Annotated in this window: 13 protein-coding genes and 1 tRNA gene; 10 read left to right on the top strand and 4 right to left on the bottom strand. The window is 52.9% G+C overall.

Annotated elements, in window-relative coordinates; all coding sequences use genetic code 11:
* Positions 1 to 7: 7 nt before the first annotated feature.
* Positions 8 to 2677 carry an aconitate hydratase AcnA gene (acnA, locus tag HP555_RS05035; RefSeq protein WP_199264092.1) on the bottom strand — a complete coding sequence of 890 codons (2670 nt, stop codon included), beginning with the start codon at positions 2675 to 2677 and terminating at the stop codon, positions 8 to 10.
* A 208-nt stretch (positions 2678 to 2885) separates the two neighbouring features.
* On the opposite strand from acnA, the gene HP555_RS05040 reads away from it, so the two are divergent.
* The 3 genes from HP555_RS05040 to HP555_RS05050 are packed head-to-tail and all read left to right on the top strand — an operon-like array spanning position 2886 to position 5245.
* Complete coding sequence (locus HP555_RS05040) at positions 2886 to 4079, top strand: homocysteine biosynthesis protein (protein ID WP_199264093.1); 1194 nt, start codon at positions 2886 to 2888, stop codon at positions 4077 to 4079.
* Positions 4076 to 4486 carry a 4Fe-4S binding protein gene (locus HP555_RS05045; protein ID WP_199264094.1) on the top strand — a complete coding sequence of 137 codons (411 nt, stop codon included), beginning with the start codon at positions 4076 to 4078 and terminating at the stop codon, positions 4484 to 4486. Before HP555_RS05040 ends, HP555_RS05045 begins: the two co-directional genes overlap by 4 nt.
* A gap of 21 nt (positions 4487 to 4507) precedes the next feature.
* Positions 4508 to 5245 carry a UPF0280 family protein gene (locus HP555_RS05050; RefSeq protein WP_199264095.1) on the top strand — a complete coding sequence of 246 codons (738 nt, stop codon included), beginning with the start codon at positions 4508 to 4510 and terminating at the stop codon, positions 5243 to 5245.
* Between the two features lie 250 nt (positions 5246 to 5495).
* On the opposite strand, the gene HP555_RS05055 is transcribed toward HP555_RS05050, so the two are convergent.
* The 3 genes from HP555_RS05055 to HP555_RS05065 all read right to left on the bottom strand — a co-directional run bounded on the left by HP555_RS05055 (position 5496) and on the right by HP555_RS05065 (position 9319).
* Positions 5496 to 6971, bottom strand: a complete 1476-nt coding sequence (locus HP555_RS05055; protein WP_199264096.1) for a DegQ family serine endoprotease — start codon at positions 6969 to 6971, stop codon at positions 5496 to 5498.
* 279 nt (positions 6972 to 7250) lie between these two features.
* Complete coding sequence (locus HP555_RS05060) at positions 7251 to 8051, bottom strand: undecaprenyl-diphosphate phosphatase (RefSeq protein ID WP_199264097.1); 801 nt, start codon at positions 8049 to 8051, stop codon at positions 7251 to 7253.
* Between the two features lie 185 nt (positions 8052 to 8236).
* Entirely contained in the window at positions 8237 to 9319 is a 1083-nt protein-coding gene (locus tag HP555_RS05065; RefSeq protein ID WP_199264098.1) for an AI-2E family transporter, read from the bottom strand.
* A 224-nt stretch (positions 9320 to 9543) separates the two neighbouring features.
* Between HP555_RS05065 and HP555_RS05070 the strand changes: the two genes are divergently transcribed.
* The 7 genes from HP555_RS05070 (at position 9544) to HP555_RS05100 (ending at position 15688) form a co-directional block, all read left to right on the top strand.
* Positions 9544 to 9621 (top strand) — tRNA-Pro (locus tag HP555_RS05070).
* A 368-nt stretch (positions 9622 to 9989) separates the two neighbouring features.
* The gene (locus HP555_RS05075) at positions 9990 to 10313 is read left to right on the top strand and encodes a hypothetical protein (protein WP_199264099.1); all 324 of its coding nucleotides are present in this window, start codon (positions 9990 to 9992) and stop codon (positions 10311 to 10313) included.
* A 575-nt stretch (positions 10314 to 10888) separates the two neighbouring features.
* Entirely contained in the window at positions 10889 to 12973 is a 2085-nt protein-coding gene (fusA, locus tag HP555_RS05080; protein WP_199264100.1) for an elongation factor G, read from the top strand.
* 66 nt (positions 12974 to 13039) lie between these two features.
* The gene (locus tag HP555_RS05085; RefSeq protein WP_199264101.1) at positions 13040 to 13735 is read left to right on the top strand and encodes a hypothetical protein; all 696 of its coding nucleotides are present in this window, start codon (positions 13040 to 13042) and stop codon (positions 13733 to 13735) included.
* A gap of 53 nt (positions 13736 to 13788) precedes the next feature.
* Positions 13789 to 14559 (top strand): phosphoribosylformimino-5-aminoimidazole carboxamide ribotide isomerase, encoded by a 771-nt coding sequence (hisA, locus tag HP555_RS05090; RefSeq protein WP_199264102.1) that lies wholly within the window; start codon positions 13789 to 13791, stop codon positions 14557 to 14559.
* The gene (locus tag HP555_RS05095; protein ID WP_199264103.1) at positions 14537 to 14722 is read left to right on the top strand and encodes a hypothetical protein; all 186 of its coding nucleotides are present in this window, start codon (positions 14537 to 14539) and stop codon (positions 14720 to 14722) included. Before hisA ends, HP555_RS05095 begins: the two co-directional genes overlap by 23 nt.
* A 108-nt stretch (positions 14723 to 14830) precedes the next feature.
* Positions 14831 to 15688, top strand: a complete 858-nt coding sequence (locus tag HP555_RS05100) for an HDOD domain-containing protein (RefSeq protein ID WP_199264104.1) — start codon at positions 14831 to 14833, stop codon at positions 15686 to 15688.
* The last annotated feature ends 15 nt before the right edge of the window (positions 15689 to 15703 follow it).

A 15703-nucleotide genomic window follows, 5' to 3' on the forward strand; every position in this document is an offset into this window, starting at 1 on the left:
CCGGGTGTCATTGGCTCTGCAGCTGCTGACGGAGCACTTTATGAAGGATGCCTCCCTGACGGTAGTAATCGATTTCCACCGCATTGTCGAGCCGGAGCCGGAGCGGGCCTGTTTCGCTGGAGCCGTCTGGACGATCAATACGCAGCAGGATCTGCCCGCCCGGTTCAAGTGTACCGGTAAGACCGATTAAACTGATGCGTTCACTGCCGTCCAGGTGCAGGGTCTGGATATTCACACCTTCCGGAAATTCCAACGGCAGTACACCCATGCCCACAAGGTTGGAGCGATGGATACGTTCAAATGAGGCCGCGATCACCGCCCTGACACCAAGAAGCATGGTTCCCTTGGCAGCCCAGTCCCGGGAGGAGCCGGTGCCGTAGTCATGGCCGGCAAAGACGACCAGCGGTGTCTGGTGTTTCTGATACTGGAGCGCTGCCTCATAGATGGACATCTCAACGCCCTCGGGCCAGAGTCTGGTCCAGCCTCCTTCCCGATGCACCATGTGGTTTCTGATGCGGATGTTGGCAAAGGTTCCCCGCATCATGACCTCATGGTTGCCGCGGCGGGACCCGTAACTGTTGAACTCGGCGGGTGGAACACCGAGTTGCTGGAGGTACAGACCCGCTGGTGTCTGCGGTCCGATCGATCCGGCCGGGCTGATGTGGTCGGTGGTGACGGAATCACCGAACAGGGCCAGGATCCGGGCATCGATAATATCGGCTGCTGGTGGAGGCTGCAGAGAGAGATCATGGAAAAAGGGTGGTTCGCGGATATAGGTTGAATCAGGGTCCCACGGATATAAGGTGCTTTTTTCTTTTGCCAGATCGCGCCACTGCTGATCGCCGGTAAAGACCGATGCATAGGTGCTGGTGAAGAGCTCTGGTTGAAGATACTGTTGTACCGTCGCCCTGATCTCTTCTTTACTTGGCCAGATATCGCGCAGATAGACCGGCTGACCCTGCTGGTCTGTCCCCAGCGGGGTGGTGTCCAGATCGATGAGAACTGTGCCGGCCAGCGCGTAGGCCACCACCAGCAGTGGTGAGGCGAGGTAGTTGGCCCGGACTTGAGGGTGTATGCGGGCTTCGAAGTTGCGGTTACCGCTGAGCACAGCGGCCACCGTCAGATCGTGCCGGGTAATGGCCGTGCTGATCGACTCGTCCAATGGACCGGAGTTGCCGATACAGGTGGTGCAGCCGTAGCCGACCACATAAAAACCCAGGGCCTCAAGGTCAGGCAGCAGGCCGCTTTGCTCCAGGTAACGGGTAACCACTCTGGAACCCGGAGCCAGGCTGGTTTTGACCCAGGGTTTGCAGGTCAGACCGCGGGCCCTGGCCTTACGGGCAAGGAGACCGGCACCGATCATGACATCCGGGTTGGAGGTGTTGGTGCAACTGGTGATGGCGGCAATCACCACAGAGCCGTTGGTGAGTTGGTCCACCGTATCAACAGACGTATTTTTTACGGGTAAGGGTGTAAATTGTCTGTTGAAATCGTCCTGCACCTCGGCCGGAGACAGTCGATCCTGAGGGCGTCTGGGACCGGCCAGGCTTGGTGTCACGTCTTCAAGGTTGAGGTGATAGACGACTGAATACTGTGGTTCCGGGCTGTTGGGAGTAAAGAAGAAGCCTTGTTTTCGGCAGTACTGTTCGATCAGCTCCACCTGAGCTTCTGATCGGCCGCTGGCCCGGAGGTAGTGCAGGGTCTCAGCATCCACGGGAAAAAAACCCATGGTGGCACCATATTCCGGTGCCATGTTGGCGATGGTTGCCCGGTCCGGAAGGCTCAGACCGGCCAGGCCGGGTCCGAAAAATTCGACGAATCGACCAACCACCCCCTTGCTGCGCAGAAAACCGGTTATGGTCAGCACCAGATCAGTGGCCGTGGTATCGGGTCTGAGCGAGCCGGACAGGCGTACGCCCACCACTGCAGGGATCTGCAGCGGGTAGGGTTGGCCAAGCAGCACGGCCTCAGCCTCAATGCCGCCCACCCCCCAGCCCATGACACCAAGACCGTTGATCATGGTGGTGTGGGAATCGGTACCGAGCACACTGTCCGGACAGAGAACATCTGCTCTGTTTTGTTCGCTGCAGGTGACCACCGAGGCCAGGAATTCCAGGTTCACCTGGTGGACAATACCGCTTCCCGGCGGCACCACCCGGAAGTGTTTGAATGCCTGTTGTCCCCAGTGCAGCATGGTATACCGTTCCCGGTTTCGGACCATCTCCAGTTGGACGTTGATCTTGAGGGCTTCGGGATCAGCAGCCCGGTCAACCTGCACACTGTGATCGATGATCAGGTCCACCGGGATCAGGGGATTCATAGCGGCCGGATCTCCACCATGCCGAGCCAGGGCGGAGCGCATGGCTGCCAGATCAACCAGGACCGGAACACCTGTGAAGTCCTGAAGGATCACCCGGGTGGGCATGAATGGTATCGCCGCATCCGGTACGGCTTCCGGTTGCCAGCGGGCAAGAGTTTCGATATCTGCAGCATGGGCCAAGCCCCGGGAGGCCTGGCGGAGCAGGTTCTCCAGCAGGAGACGCAGGCTGTAGGGCAGACGTTCCAGTGAACCGGCAGCCAGTTCCGCAAGCGTTTGCCGTACCGGGAAGATGGTGTAGTCTTTGCCGTTTGCGTGCAGGGTCGCCTGGGGAAATAACTTCTGGTGCTGAGTTGTCATACTGGTCGCCTCGGTGGAAAGATTGATGCCGATCCTCCCACTCTTACCCGATCAGGATGGATCCAGACAAGCAGGAATGGGGATATGCTCCAGGAAATTTCAATTCTTTTTCCCGGGTCAACCTGCTGGCTGTCTTGCTGTTTTTTACTGATCATCCTATAATAAACAACTTCTTTTCTTCAATGGGCCTCTATTGAGAGATTGTGTTATGACCAAGACGTATGCGGAAATCAATGAAAAGATTGCCTCAGGCAAGGCGGTGGTGCTGACTGCTGAAGAGGTGATCGCCTATGTGGACAAACATGGTCTGGAGAACGCGGCCAGGGAGGTGGATGTGGTGACCACTGCCACCTTTGGTCCGATGTGCTCCTCCGGGTGTTTTCTCAACTTTGGGCACAGCACGCCTAAGATGCGTATTTCCGAAGCCTGGATCAATGATGTCATGGCCTATTGCGGCATTGCGGCGGTGGATGTTTATATCGGGGCCACCCAGCTGCGGCACAATGATCCGGCCAATATGTACCACCCGGGTGAATTCCGCTACGGAGGCGGTCATGTGATTGAAGACCTGGTGGCCGGCAAAAAAGTGCAGCTGTTCGGCCTCTCCTACGGTACCGATGATTATCCCCGCCGTGAGATCAGAACGATGTTTGACATCAACGACCTCAATCAGGCGATCATGGTGAACCCGCGCAACTGTTATCAGAACTACAATGTCGGCGTTAATGTTTCAGACAAGAGGATCTACACCTATCTGGGGATCCTGCGGGCCAAGATGCGCAATATGACCTACTGTTCCGCCGGACAGTTGGCACCACTTTTAAACGACCCGTACTATGCAACCATCGGTGTGGGCACCAGTGTATGGCTGGCCGGAGCGCGCGGTATTGTCTACGCGCAGGGGACCCAGCACTGTTCCCTGGTCGAACGCGGTGATAACGGTGTGCCGGTGGAAGGTGCCGGTACCCTGGCACTGACCGCTGATATGAAGGAGATGCGTCCTGAGTTCGTACGCGGGGCGAGTTTCAGAGGGTATGGGGTGTCTCTTGCCCTGGGGGTCGGCATTCCCATCCCCATTCTTAACCCTGAGATACTTCGACGCACAACGGTCCGTGATCGTGATATTCAGGCGAGCGTTATCGACTACTCAACAGACTATCCGGAGAAAACCGGTAAGGTGCTGGGCCGTTTCACCTACGAAGAACTGCGATCCGGTACAGTGGAGCTGATGGGCAAAAAAGTGCCGGTTACCTCGCTCTCCTCCTACAGCAAGGCGCTCAAGATCTGTAACCTGCTCAAAAGCGAGATCGAGGACGGACATTTTCTCCTTTCCGAGCCCAGTCAACGGTTGCCGCTGAATCAGGGGATGAAATCTTTGACCATCACGGGAGCGGCTCGATGATTACCAAAAAGATCTATCTCTATTTTCCGAAAAGCGAGACTGAAAAGCCGATTGTGTATCAGCTGGTCAAAGACTACAACCTGATCGTTAACATCTTTCGTGCCAAAGTAACGCCCGAGGAAGAAGGTTACCTCAGCCTGGAGGTGACCGGCAACCAGGAGGACATCACCCGGGCCTTTGCTTTTCTCGGCACTTTTGATGTTGTTATCCATGCCGGGAATAAAGGGGTGCACTGGGACGAGAACCGCTGCGTCCACTGCGGTGCCTGTGTGGTGCATTGCCCGCCCGGCGCTCTGACCATTGTCGATCAGGGGACGCGTACGGTCACCTTTAATGAGGATCGTTGTATTGAGTGTCTTGCCTGCATTGCCGCCTGTCCCTTTGGTGCCTGTTCTTCGGCCTTCTGATGATGTGAAAGCTGCGATAGCATGCGTGTTTTCCGCTCCTTTTCCTGGAAAGAAACTAATTTGCGGGTGGCCTGTACAGCGTTTGAACTGGTAACGCGTACTGTGGTTGAGGAGAGGCGGGAGCTTGAACGCTATCTTGCCCGCCATCCTGAATTTTTGACAGCGCTGGTCCCGGTGGAACTGTTGCCTGATGCTCCTGAACTGGTCAGGCGCATGGCGGCAGCCAGTCGGTTAACCGGTGTCGGCCCCATGGCAGCCGTTGCCGGTGCTCTGGCCCAGCGGGGGGTAGAGGCGGCAATGGCGGCCGGTTGCCACGAGGCCATCGTTGAAAACGGCGGTGACCTCTTTCTTCATTCAGATCGTGAGATAACCATTGGTCTCTATGCCGGTGACAAGGTGATCAGGGGCAAGCTGGCTTTCCGCATTGATCCTGCGGATCTGCCGATGGCACTGTGCTCCTCTTCTTCGAAAATGGGACACTCTTTGAGTTTTGGCCAGTGTGACCTTGCCACTGTTGCTGCAAAGGACGGGGCTTTGGCTGATGCGGCCGTCACCCTGGTCTGCAACAAGATTCAACATGAGCGAGACCTTTCCTCAGTGCTTGACCAGGTGGGCGCCATCCCGGGGATTGACGGCATTCTGGCCATGAAAAACGGCAAGATCGGCTTATGGGGGCATCTTCCGCAACTGGTCCGCAATGCGGATGTCTCTTTGCGGCATAAAATTACCCGCGATCTTTATTCTGATTTTTCGGGATAGTCTCTGCCCGGTTGTGTCAGTCATTTGGCGGGAGAAGGGGCCCTGCCCTTACTGCACCGTACAGACTGGGACGGGTTCAGGATCTTATTCCTGTGGTCAACAGAAAAGGGCATTCTCGGTGACGCTGCAGTATCCTATCGTGAAGAAGTGATAGCAGCAGGGATATGGTGTTATGCGGATATCACCAAATCAGTCGGCACGAAAGGTATCGTGCCGACTGATTATTTTCTGAAAAAGGTGGATTCTGCGTTTATCTGGTCTGCAGGACAACGTATCGGCTCTGTTCACCGGACCGTATTCGCAGCAACACCTGTTTGGCATTGGTTGATTTTTTCAATGCCTGTTGCAGTTCATTGAGGTTACGGACTCTGGTCCGATTCACCTCTTCGATGAGCATCCCCGCCTGGAGACCTGTCTCGGCAGCGGGGCTGTCGGTTGCAACATCAGCAATCAAAACGCCCTGATCCTTATCATAGCTGAACTGTTCAGCAACATCTTTGGTCAGGTCCTGGAGTGTCAGTCCCAGATTGCTGAGGGTCGCCCCTGTCATTTTTTTGGAAAAAGATGCCATGTCCTCCGGTTGTTCACCGACGGTCACAAGGATCTCCTGTTCTTTGCCGTCGCGTAAGACCTGCAGGTTCAGTTTTGTGTTCGGTGGCGTCATGGCAATTTTATTGCGCAGATCCGGTACATCGGTCACTGGCTCACCATTTATCGCGATCACAATATCGCCCTGCTTCAAGCCGTTTTTCTGTGCGGGAGTTCCCTCGCCAACCTCGCTGATCAAGGCTCCTCCGGCTTTGCTGCCAAAGGACTTGCCCAGTTCCTCGGTGACATCCTGGATAACGATTCCCAGCCATCCCCTGGTTACCTTACCGCTTTTGCGGAGCTGCTGTTCAACACTTTTGGCCATGTTGATCGGGATAGCGAACCCGATGCCCATGTAGCCGCCGCTGCGAGAGAAAATAGCTGTGTTCATCCCCACAGCCTCACCACGGATATTGAGCAGTGGTCCGCCTGAGTTACCGGGATTGATGGCCGCATCGGTTTGAATGAAGTTTTCATAATCGGTGATACCCATACGGTTTCGACCTTTGGCACTGACTACTCCGACGGTAACGGTTTGGTTCAGTTCAAAGGGGCTGCCGATGGCAATAACCCATTCACCGACTTCAAGATTGTCAGAGTTTCCCATCGGGATGACCGGTAAGTTTGCGGCGTCGATTTTGAGCATGGCCACATCGGACTGTGGATCTGCACCGATCACTTTGGCGGTAAATTCACGTTTGTCAGCCAGGCGAACGGTTATTTTGCTGGTCTCTTCAATCACATGGTTGTTTGTTAAGATATACCCATCGCTGGCGATGATAAAACCGGACCCTGCGGCCTGCTGTTTAAAGGTGCGCTTTTCCGGTTGGGAAGGCGTTCGCGGGTGGCGAAACTGCGGTCCGAAGAATCGTTCAAAAAACGGGTCGTTCAGCAGATCAGAGGGAAACTGTCCCATGCCTTTGATAGCGGTCTCTTTTTCGACACTGACATGCACGACTGCTGGGCCGGCCTTCTTGACAACCGAGGAAAAGGCCTTTGCAGAGCGGTCAAGCAGGGCCAGGTCAGCATCGCTTTGTGCATAAACTGTGTGCGGTAGACCACCGATCCCCGCCCAAAGGCTGAGTAGACAGGAGACCAGCAGGATTACAGGGTTGAAGGTGGTGTGTTGTTTGTACATGGTACACTCCATTTTGCGTGGCTGAAAGTGTTTGAATCCGGAAGGTACGCTTATTTGAGTGACTGTAAAAGACAGACAGTATCGGCATACAATTATACTGTTCCTTTGATTCGTCAAGTTCTGCCCATGTGCCGGGAGACATTTGCTATCAGGGGGAAGCGCAGGTGGCGGTGACGGTGAACATGTAGTGGTGCTTTTTGTCGGGACCTGTTGTTGGTTTTTTTCCGGTTTTGGTCGTATGCTGCCTGAGGCGTCTATCCGGTGAAGCCTGCTGCGGTCTCAGCGCATAAAGTAAAGCAGAAAGAGACTGCCGACAACAACACGATACCAGGCAAAAATTTTGAAATCATGGTTTGCAACATAACGGATGAGCATCTTGATGGCGACCAGAGCGCTGAAGAAGGCGGTAATAAAACCAACTCCAAAGAAGACCAGATCCGTGTGTGCCAGTATGTGCCACGATTTGTAAATATCATATCCTGTGGCCAGAAACATGGTCGGAATGGCCAGGAAGAAGGAGAATTCGGTTGCTGTCCGGCGGGAGAGACCAAACAGCAGACCACCGATGATTGTAGCTCCTGAACGGCTGGTCCCCGGGACCATTGAGAAAACTTGCGCCAGACCGACTTTGAGGGCATCGGTCCATTGCATTTGATCAACGTCGGTGATCCGGGGGTGTCGATCCCGACGCTCCACAAGAAAAATAATGCCGCCGCCGACCACCATGGCCAAGGCGACCACCACCGGGTTAAACAGGTGGGATTTGATGACCTCATAGAGGAGTAAGCCGAAAACAGCGGACGGGAGGATACCGACAATCAGGTTGATGACAAAGTTCTGGGCGGTCCGGTCGGTGGTCAGGCCGGTTATTACTTTCAACAATCGCCTGCGGTACAACCAGCAGACAGCGAGAATAGCACCGAGCTGGATGCAGACTTCAAAGGTTTTGGCTTGATCACCGGTATAGTTGAGGAGGTCGCCGGCTATGATCAGGTGACCGGTGGAGGAGATGGGTAAAAATTCAGTTAAGCCTTCAACTATACCAAGCACAATGCTTGGTAGGAGTGCTGATAAATCCATGAGCAGTTGTCAGTTTGTTGAGCTTAAATCAGATGTGTGAGAATTCGACAGGCCGGCCGGTCTTTTCGGATTATCAATTTTCGACGGTTACTGATTCGGTAAGAAGAGTGAACTGGTCTTGTTACCTGAAAACTACAGAGGTGTCAAGGCAGGCGGTCGTTTGAGAGTATGGGGACAGGTTGCTGTCAGCTGCCGTCTCCAGGTTCACGGTAATCAAAGTAGGGTTGGTACTCAAGAAGATACATATCAACCAGGGTGAAAAATGCGGTAACAGTCAGGGGGCCGTAAATAATACCTATCAGCCCGGAAAGACTCATGCCGCCGATGATCGAGAGAAGGACCAGCAGTGGCGGCAGTTTTGCCTGATTGCCGATGAATCTGGGTTTGATCAGATAGTCGACGATAAAGGTGAGCAGAAGATAGAAAAGCACGGTGCTGAGAGCCTGCCAGCTGTTTCCCGTGAGCAGCAGAATCAGCGCTGCAGGGAGAAGAACCAGGCCGACACCGACAATCGGCATGAAGGCGACGACAGCCATGACGGAACCCCAGAGGACCGGTGAAGTCAATCCCATGGCCGCAAAGTAGATCCCGCCGCAAATTCCCTGCAGCACACCGCTCAGACTGTTACCGATCAGAAGCACACCGGAAATAGAGGAGAAACGGGCAATTAAAGAACGATTCTGTGAGGCTGGCAAGGGGGAGAGGCGCAGGAGAAAATTGATAAGCCGGTCGAACTCGATGAGCAGGAAGAATACACCGATGATGACAATAACAAACTGGAGGACAAAGCGGAGGATGTTGGTAGCCCAACCTGAAACCTGATTGTAGATAAAGAGTGCTGCCGTGGTGGACAGTTCAGCGATCAATCCGGTTAGTCGATCAAGGTTAAAATAGACGCCCAGCTCACCCAGCAGCGTCTGACCCTGATGGATCAGACTTTTGCTGTGTAAATCGTTTTGGAACAGTGATAAGATCTCGTTACCTTTGATCAGAGTGATCATTGCCGGGATTTCGACCGAGAGTGCGCCAATGCAGAACAGTAGCGGGAAAAAAATGCAGAGTGTAATGAGCAGGCAGGTAAGAGTCGCTGCACCCCATGGTCGGATTGCCGAGTTAAGCCTGCTGTAAACAGGGTAAAAGACACTGGCCAGTAAGAAGGCAAGAAAGAGTTGTGTCCAGAATGGCCACAGTACCAGGCCGAGCATCAATGTTGTTATAAAAAAGAGGAAAAGAAAGGTGACCCGCTGAATGTGTGTTGGTGTTTGCATGGCTGTCGGCAGGCGGATGAGGTGCGGTCAGGTTGATTATTTCAGGGAAAATGTGCGAGCACTGTAAAAGGTCTGGGGGGGAAGTGCCAGTCGAATGTGATCGGATAATCGGGAAAGGTGAGGATAGCACTGGTGTACCCTGTTTTGTATACTTTTAAAAAAGCTTGCACGCAGGCACCGGATAGTGTAGATAATTTTTCTTCCGGCTATGAAAATAGTCCAGTCGGGGCGTAGCGCAGTCTGGTTAGCGTGCCTGCCTTGGGAGCAGGAGGTCGGGCGTTCAAATCGCCCCGCCCCGACCAGTGATAAGGGTTGGCTTGTTCAAGCCGGCCTTTTTTTTTTGGAAAAAAGCCGGGGGTACATGTAAAAAGCCCTGGAAAAGGAAAGTAAGCCGTCTCGCCATCTGCTGCGGCCAGTGCAGGGCAGTTTTTTTTGCAAGCCGGATCACTTTAATCACTGTATATTCATGTGTGGTCAATTGGTACGGTTGGCCGGATACGTGCTGGTTACAGGTACAGATCCTGAAAGCACTCCGGGTAATTTCTCAGCACCGACCACAGGGAGTGTTTGTAATCCGGCTGGCTTGAGACCGGGAGACTGTCAGGATGATCCTGACTGTTCATACCATTTTGATAGGGAGCTGAAGTGGGCCTGGCCAACGAACAGACCGATGATCGGTAGTACTATGACTGAGCAGGCGGCACCTGATAAAAAAATCGATGCAGATCCGCAAGTCATCGTTGAGCGACGTTCCCGTTCCTCGGATCGCCGGCAGCTGCAGGATCGCCGGCGGGGGGGCGAGCGGAGGCAAGATGTTCGCTTAACGCCGGGCGGACGTATGTCCGGTTTTAAATGCTGGCTCCATTCTTTTTTTCGTCCTCGACTCGGCGTGGATCGAAGAAAAAATATCGACCGTCGTCAGAGTGAAGACCGACGCCGGCAACAACCCAGCGCTCTTCTGACTCCGGAAGAGTTGTCAGATCTTCTCTCCTGACAACAGCATGCCCCGCCTGCAGCCACCGCTGCTCATCGGCTGTCCACCTTCCTGTTTCGTTTCCAGCGACTTTTATCGTCTGAACGTGATTTTTACAGAACATCCTGTTGTGGATGGCTGTTTTCATGTTCTGTTGGCAAGATCTTTTGCAAAAAATCTGCTTTGTGCGGCGATTTAGGCAGTATGTCAAAAGCTTACAGCCGTGATCTGCACAATTCGTTTTCGATGAGACGAGAGCGCATAAAAAAAAATCAGACACGGCAGATTTAAAAAAAGTATTGACTGTCGGCTCTTTAACCATTAAAAGAAATTTTTTATTTGAAAAGTGTGCTGTGAGGTAGTGGAGCATACTCTTTGTAGAAGTGTGGAGTTAAATCCAAGGCGATGGTTTTTAAAATCGTCTGTTCTTCCCCGAAATTTTCTTCTTTGGTCAGCACCACTTCAACATGTATTCAACATGGAGTTGCAGAACCGGCTGTAACTCCTTTTTTATTTGTCAGTATAAGAATATGGTCCGCCACAATGCAAGAGGCTGTGCAACAAGCTGACCACAGGTGGACACCGAGGAACACGTTATGAAAAAGGATTTACAGAAAGTACGAAATATCGGTATCAGTGCCCATATTGATTCAGGTAAAACCACCCTGACTGAACGAATTTTGTTCTTTACTCAACGTATTCATACCATCCATGAGGTTCGAGGAAAAGATGGGGTCGGTGCCACCATGGATTCTATGGAGCTTGAGAGAGAGCGCGGTATCACAATCCAGTCCGGTGCCACCTTCTGTTCCTGGAAAGACTGTGATATCAATATCATTGATACGCCTGGTCACGTGGATTTTACCATTGAAGTTGAGCGCGCCCTACGCGTGCTGGATGGTGCGGTCCTGATACTCTGTTCAGTGGGTGGTGTTCAGTCACAGTCGATCACCGTCAATCGACAGATGAGCCGGTACAAGGTGCCGCGCATTGCATTTATCAATAAATGTGATCGGACTGGAGCTAATCCATACCGTGTTACACAGCAGCTGCGCGAGAAACTCGATCTCAATGCCGTGATGGTGCAGATTCCCATTGGCCTGGAAAGCGATCTGCAGGGAATGGTCGATCTGGTCAGTATGAAAGCCGTGTATTTTGACGGGAACCAGGGCAATGCAGTGCGTTATGACGACATTCCGGCTGATCTGGCAGAGGCGGCAAGGGCCAAGCGCGAAGAGCTGCTGGATGCGGTTTCAATGTTTTCCGATGAATTGATGGAGGCCATACTGTCTGAAGATGACATCCCGGAGCAGATGATTCATGACGCTATCCGCCGCGGTACCATCAGTTTGGAGCTGACCCCGGTTTTGATCGGGTCAGCGTACAAAAATAAAGGAGTGCAACTGCTTCTTGACGCGGTCAATGGCTATCTTCCGTGTCCGACTGATGTTGAGAACACTGCGGTGGATCTGGACCATGACGAAAAAGAGGTGGTGGTCAGCAATAATCCGGCTGATCCGCTGGTCGCCCTTGCCTTCAAGCTGGAAGACGGACGTTACGGGCAGTTGACCTATATACGAACCTTTCAGGGTATGATCCAAAAAGGAGATACAATCATCAACAGTCGTACCGGCAAAAAAACCAAGGTCGGTCGTCTGGTACGGATGCACGCTGAGGAGATGGAGGAGATTGAAGGCGCCGGTTCCGGCGATATCGTTGCCCTGTTCGGTGTTGATTGCGCGTCCGGCGATACGTTTTGCAGCCCGGGGCACAACTGGTCGATGAGTTCAATGCACGTTCCGGCACCGGTTATCTCGCTGGCAATCAAACCGGTGGACAACAAGGCCCAGATTAATATGTCCAAGGCGCTTAATCGTTTTACAAAGGAGGATCCAACGTTCAAGACCTACGTTGATCACGAAACGAACGAGACGATTGTCTCCGGTATGGGGGAGTTGCACCTCGAAATCTATATCGAACGGATGAAGCGAGAGTACAAGGCTGAAGTTGAGGTCGGTGCACCACAGGTTGCGTATCGGGAAACCATCACGCATCGGGCTGAGTTTGATTATACCCACAAGAAGCAGACAGGCGGGGCCGGACAGTACGGCAGAGTGGCCGGTTTCGTTGAGCCGATGGAAGAAGGGGAGTACGAGTTTGTTGATCAGATTGTCGGTGGTGTTATCCCCCGTGAATACATCCCGTCCTGTGATAAGGGGTTTCAGAAGTCGCTGGTAAAAGGCACTTTGATTGGTGCTCCGATCACCGGTATCCGCGTGACCATCAACGACGGTTCCTACCATGCTGTCGACTCTTCTGACATGGCTTTTCAACAGGCTGCCGTCGGCGGGTTTAAATCAGGCTATGCCAAGGCTGCACCGGTGATCATGGAGCCGATCATGAAGGTGGCAGTGGAAGGTCCTTCCGAGTTTCAGGGTGCGGTTATGGGCAGTCTCAACCAGCGTCGCGGCATGATCATCGGTACCTTTGAAGAGGGGAACTATACCGTGGTTGAGGCCGAAATGCCGCTGGCTGAGATGTTTGGCTATTCCACTACCCTTCGTTCATTGACTCAGGGGAAGGCAGAGTTTACGATGGAATTTGCCACGTATAAACAAGTGCCTAAAAGTGTGGCTGAAGAGCTGATCAAAGCGTACAGTGCTCAGAAAAAGGAAGCCTGATCCGCTCATCCCTCCCTGTAATACTGATGGAAGAGCTATAAGAGTTGAATCAAATGAGGTGTAATTATGGGATATGAACCGCTGGCACAACAGAACCCTCTGCGAATCCTTAATGTGGGCAGAGAGAGCAATCAATTGGGTCTCGTCATGGCGAGAGCTGGTTTGGGCAAAACTGCCCTGCTGGTTCAGATCGCCCTTGATGCCATTTTGCGGGGTAAGCGTGTCGTTCATGTCAGTATTGGTGAAACCATTGAGAAGACCAAAAAATGGTACGATGATATCCTTCAATCCATACTGCAGGAACACAGTGTGACGCAGCCGCACGAACTCATTGATACAGTGGCGCGCCATCGGATGATCATGACCTTCAAAATTGCTGCCTTTACCCGTCCCCGATTAGAGGAGCGATTAAATGACCTCATCCTCCAGGATATTTTCCGACCGGACTGTATAATTATCGATGGGTTTGATTTTGAAAAGACTGACCGGGAAACATTGGAAGATTTCAGAGTTCTCATGGAGAATATGGATACGCAAGCCTGGTTTTCCGCTGTCTGCCATCGCAGTGATCCCAGGGTGTCGCCCACCGGCGTACCGGCTCCCTGCCATGAACTTGATGATCTTTTTGATATGATCATTTTGCTTAAGCCGGAGCGTGATGCCACTATTCAGCTCGACATCATCCGCAACTACGGCGAACAGGTAACAGGCGGCAAGGGATTGCGTCTTGATCCAACCACGATGATGGTTAAGGAAGTATAGGACGGTTTTTCAAGGGCCCATCAGAGTCGGGCCCGGTAGACTGGATTTGCAGCATGCGTTTTCGTCCTTGCATCGACCTCCATGACGGCAAGGTGAAGCAGATTGTCGGTTCTTCCCTTACCGACAACTCTGCCACCCTGTGTACCAACTTCTCCTCAGATTTAGCGCCTTCTCATTACGCTGCGTTGTACCGGCGGGATAATCTTCACGGTGGCCATGTCATCATGCTCGGCAGCGGGAATGAGGAGGCCGCTCGTGATGCGCTTGCCGCCTGGCCCGGCGGTATGCAGGTTGGTGGCGGTATCACCGCTGATAACGCTGTGTACTGGCTGGAGCAAGGGGCATCCCATCTTATCGTCACCTCCCATGTCTTTCACGATGGCCGGCTGAATCGGCAACGTCTCGATCATCTGATCCGTCTGGTCGGTAAAAAACGGCTGGTCTTAGACCTCAGCTGCCGATGGCGGCACGACGGTTACTATGTGGTGACCGATCGATGGCAACAGTTCACACAGTTACGGATCAGCGCAGAGGCGTTGTCCCGGTTGGCTGATTTCTGCGACGAGTTTTTAATCCATGCCGTTGATGTTGAGGGGAAGTGTATGGGGATTGACACCCGGCTCCTTGAGTTGTTGGCTGACTCGGCTCCAATCCCCACAACCTATGCCGGAGGTGTTGCCTCTTTTGCAGATGTAGAACGAATCCGTCTCAGCGGTCGTGGTAATGTCGATTTCACCGTCGGTTCGGCCCTCGACATCTTCGGCGGTACAGGTCTTCGCTATCAGGATATGGTAGCATACCATGCCCGGCTCAAAAACAGCTAGGCCATCATCACCGCAACTGATCGAGTTACGGTTGCAGGTGCCGCCGGACCTGTACCGGGCTTTTCAACGATGCGTTTGGATACGTATCAATGAAACCGGTCAGACGCAACTCGAGATCATGGAAGAGTTGGTTCGTCATTTTCTTAAAGAACACGGCTGTTAAAGCTCAGCGGAAACCGAACCGTTCGCTTGACCTCGCCCCATCCTTCATTTATGATAAGCCGACTACTCTACTGCCGATACCACTCCTGTACTTTTTTGCGGCGTTTCCATGGACCAACATAAGACTGAACTGGAAAATCTTCGCCTGGTTGTCGACAAGATGCCAAGCCTGTCGACAACGGTCAGTAAGGTGCTTGAAATTTGCAGCCGCGCTGATACCTCGCCCAATGATCTTAACAAGGTTATTTCACTTGACCCGGTTTTAACCGGGCAAGTGCTCAAGCTGATTAATTCGGCATACTATTCGCTGATGAACAAGGTTACCTCATTGACGAGGGCCATCATCATGCTCGGATTGAATACCGTTAAAAATCTGGCGCTTTCCACTGCCGTCATCCGCACTGTCGGCCAGGTGAAAAAGTCCAAGGCCCTGCCTATCAAGAAGTTCTGGGCACATTCCATTGCTGTTGGTGTCATGGCAAAACTGCTGGCCACTGAACGCGGCCTTTCATTGGCTGAACGTGAAGAGTATTTTGTTGCCGGCTTGTTGCACGACCTGGGAAAGATTCCGTTTGGTGATGAGTATTCCGACGTGCTCGTGCAGGCAGCCGAAGAAAAAAAGCCGCTGATAGAGGTTGAAAAACAGTGTTTGAAAATCAACCATGAAGAGATCGGTGCAATGATCGCTGCCAAGTGGAAGCTTAACGATGTGATCAGCTCGGCCATTTGCCATCATCATGCCCCCGAGCTGGCGGACCCGACGTGCCGGACACTCGTGGCAACCGTTGCTTTAGCTGATTTTTATGTCTGTCTGTTTGATATCGGTTTTGCCGGTAACCGCTACCCCGATATCGACCAGCTCAATGGGCTGCTGGATCTGTGCGGTTTGCAGTGGTCAGACATGGTCCGTTTATCGGCCGATGTGGATGCGGAGATTAAAAGGGCAGAAATTTTCTTGCAGGTCTGATGGACTGTCTTCTGT

The sequence above is a fragment of the Desulfobulbus oligotrophicus genome (assembly GCF_016446285.1).
GTDB classification, from domain to species: Bacteria; Desulfobacterota; Desulfobulbia; order Desulfobulbales; family Desulfobulbaceae; genus Desulfobulbus; species Desulfobulbus oligotrophicus.

Bases quoted from the DNA above. Each gene is read 5' to 3' on its own strand.
- acnA (WP_199264092.1), bottom strand. From the start codon at position 2,677: ATGACAACTCAGCACCAGAAGTTATTTCCCCAGGCGACCCTGCACGCA.
- HP555_RS05040 (WP_199264093.1), top strand. From the start codon at position 2,886: ATGACCAAGACGTATGCGGAAATCAATGAAAAGATTGCCTCAGGCAAG.
- HP555_RS05045 (WP_199264094.1), top strand. From the start codon at position 4,076: ATGATTACCAAAAAGATCTATCTCTATTTTCCGAAAAGCGAGACTGAA.
- HP555_RS05050 (WP_199264095.1), top strand. From the start codon at position 4,508: ATGCGTGTTTTCCGCTCCTTTTCCTGGAAAGAAACTAATTTGCGGGTG.
- HP555_RS05055 (WP_199264096.1), bottom strand. From the start codon at position 6,971: ATGTACAAACAACACACCACCTTCAACCCTGTAATCCTGCTGGTCTCC.
- HP555_RS05060 (WP_199264097.1), bottom strand. From the start codon at position 8,051: ATGGATTTATCAGCACTCCTACCAAGCATTGTGCTTGGTATAGTTGAA.
- HP555_RS05065 (WP_199264098.1), bottom strand. From the start codon at position 9,319: ATGCAAACACCAACACACATTCAGCGGGTCACCTTTCTTTTCCTCTTT.
- HP555_RS05075 (WP_199264099.1), top strand. From the start codon at position 9,990: ATGATCGGTAGTACTATGACTGAGCAGGCGGCACCTGATAAAAAAATC.
- fusA (WP_199264100.1), top strand. From the start codon at position 10,889: ATGAAAAAGGATTTACAGAAAGTACGAAATATCGGTATCAGTGCCCAT.
- HP555_RS05085 (WP_199264101.1), top strand. From the start codon at position 13,040: ATGGGATATGAACCGCTGGCACAACAGAACCCTCTGCGAATCCTTAAT.
- hisA (WP_199264102.1), top strand. From the start codon at position 13,789: ATGCGTTTTCGTCCTTGCATCGACCTCCATGACGGCAAGGTGAAGCAG.
- HP555_RS05095 (WP_199264103.1), top strand. From the start codon at position 14,537: ATGCCCGGCTCAAAAACAGCTAGGCCATCATCACCGCAACTGATCGAG.
- HP555_RS05100 (WP_199264104.1), top strand. From the start codon at position 14,831: ATGGACCAACATAAGACTGAACTGGAAAATCTTCGCCTGGTTGTCGAC.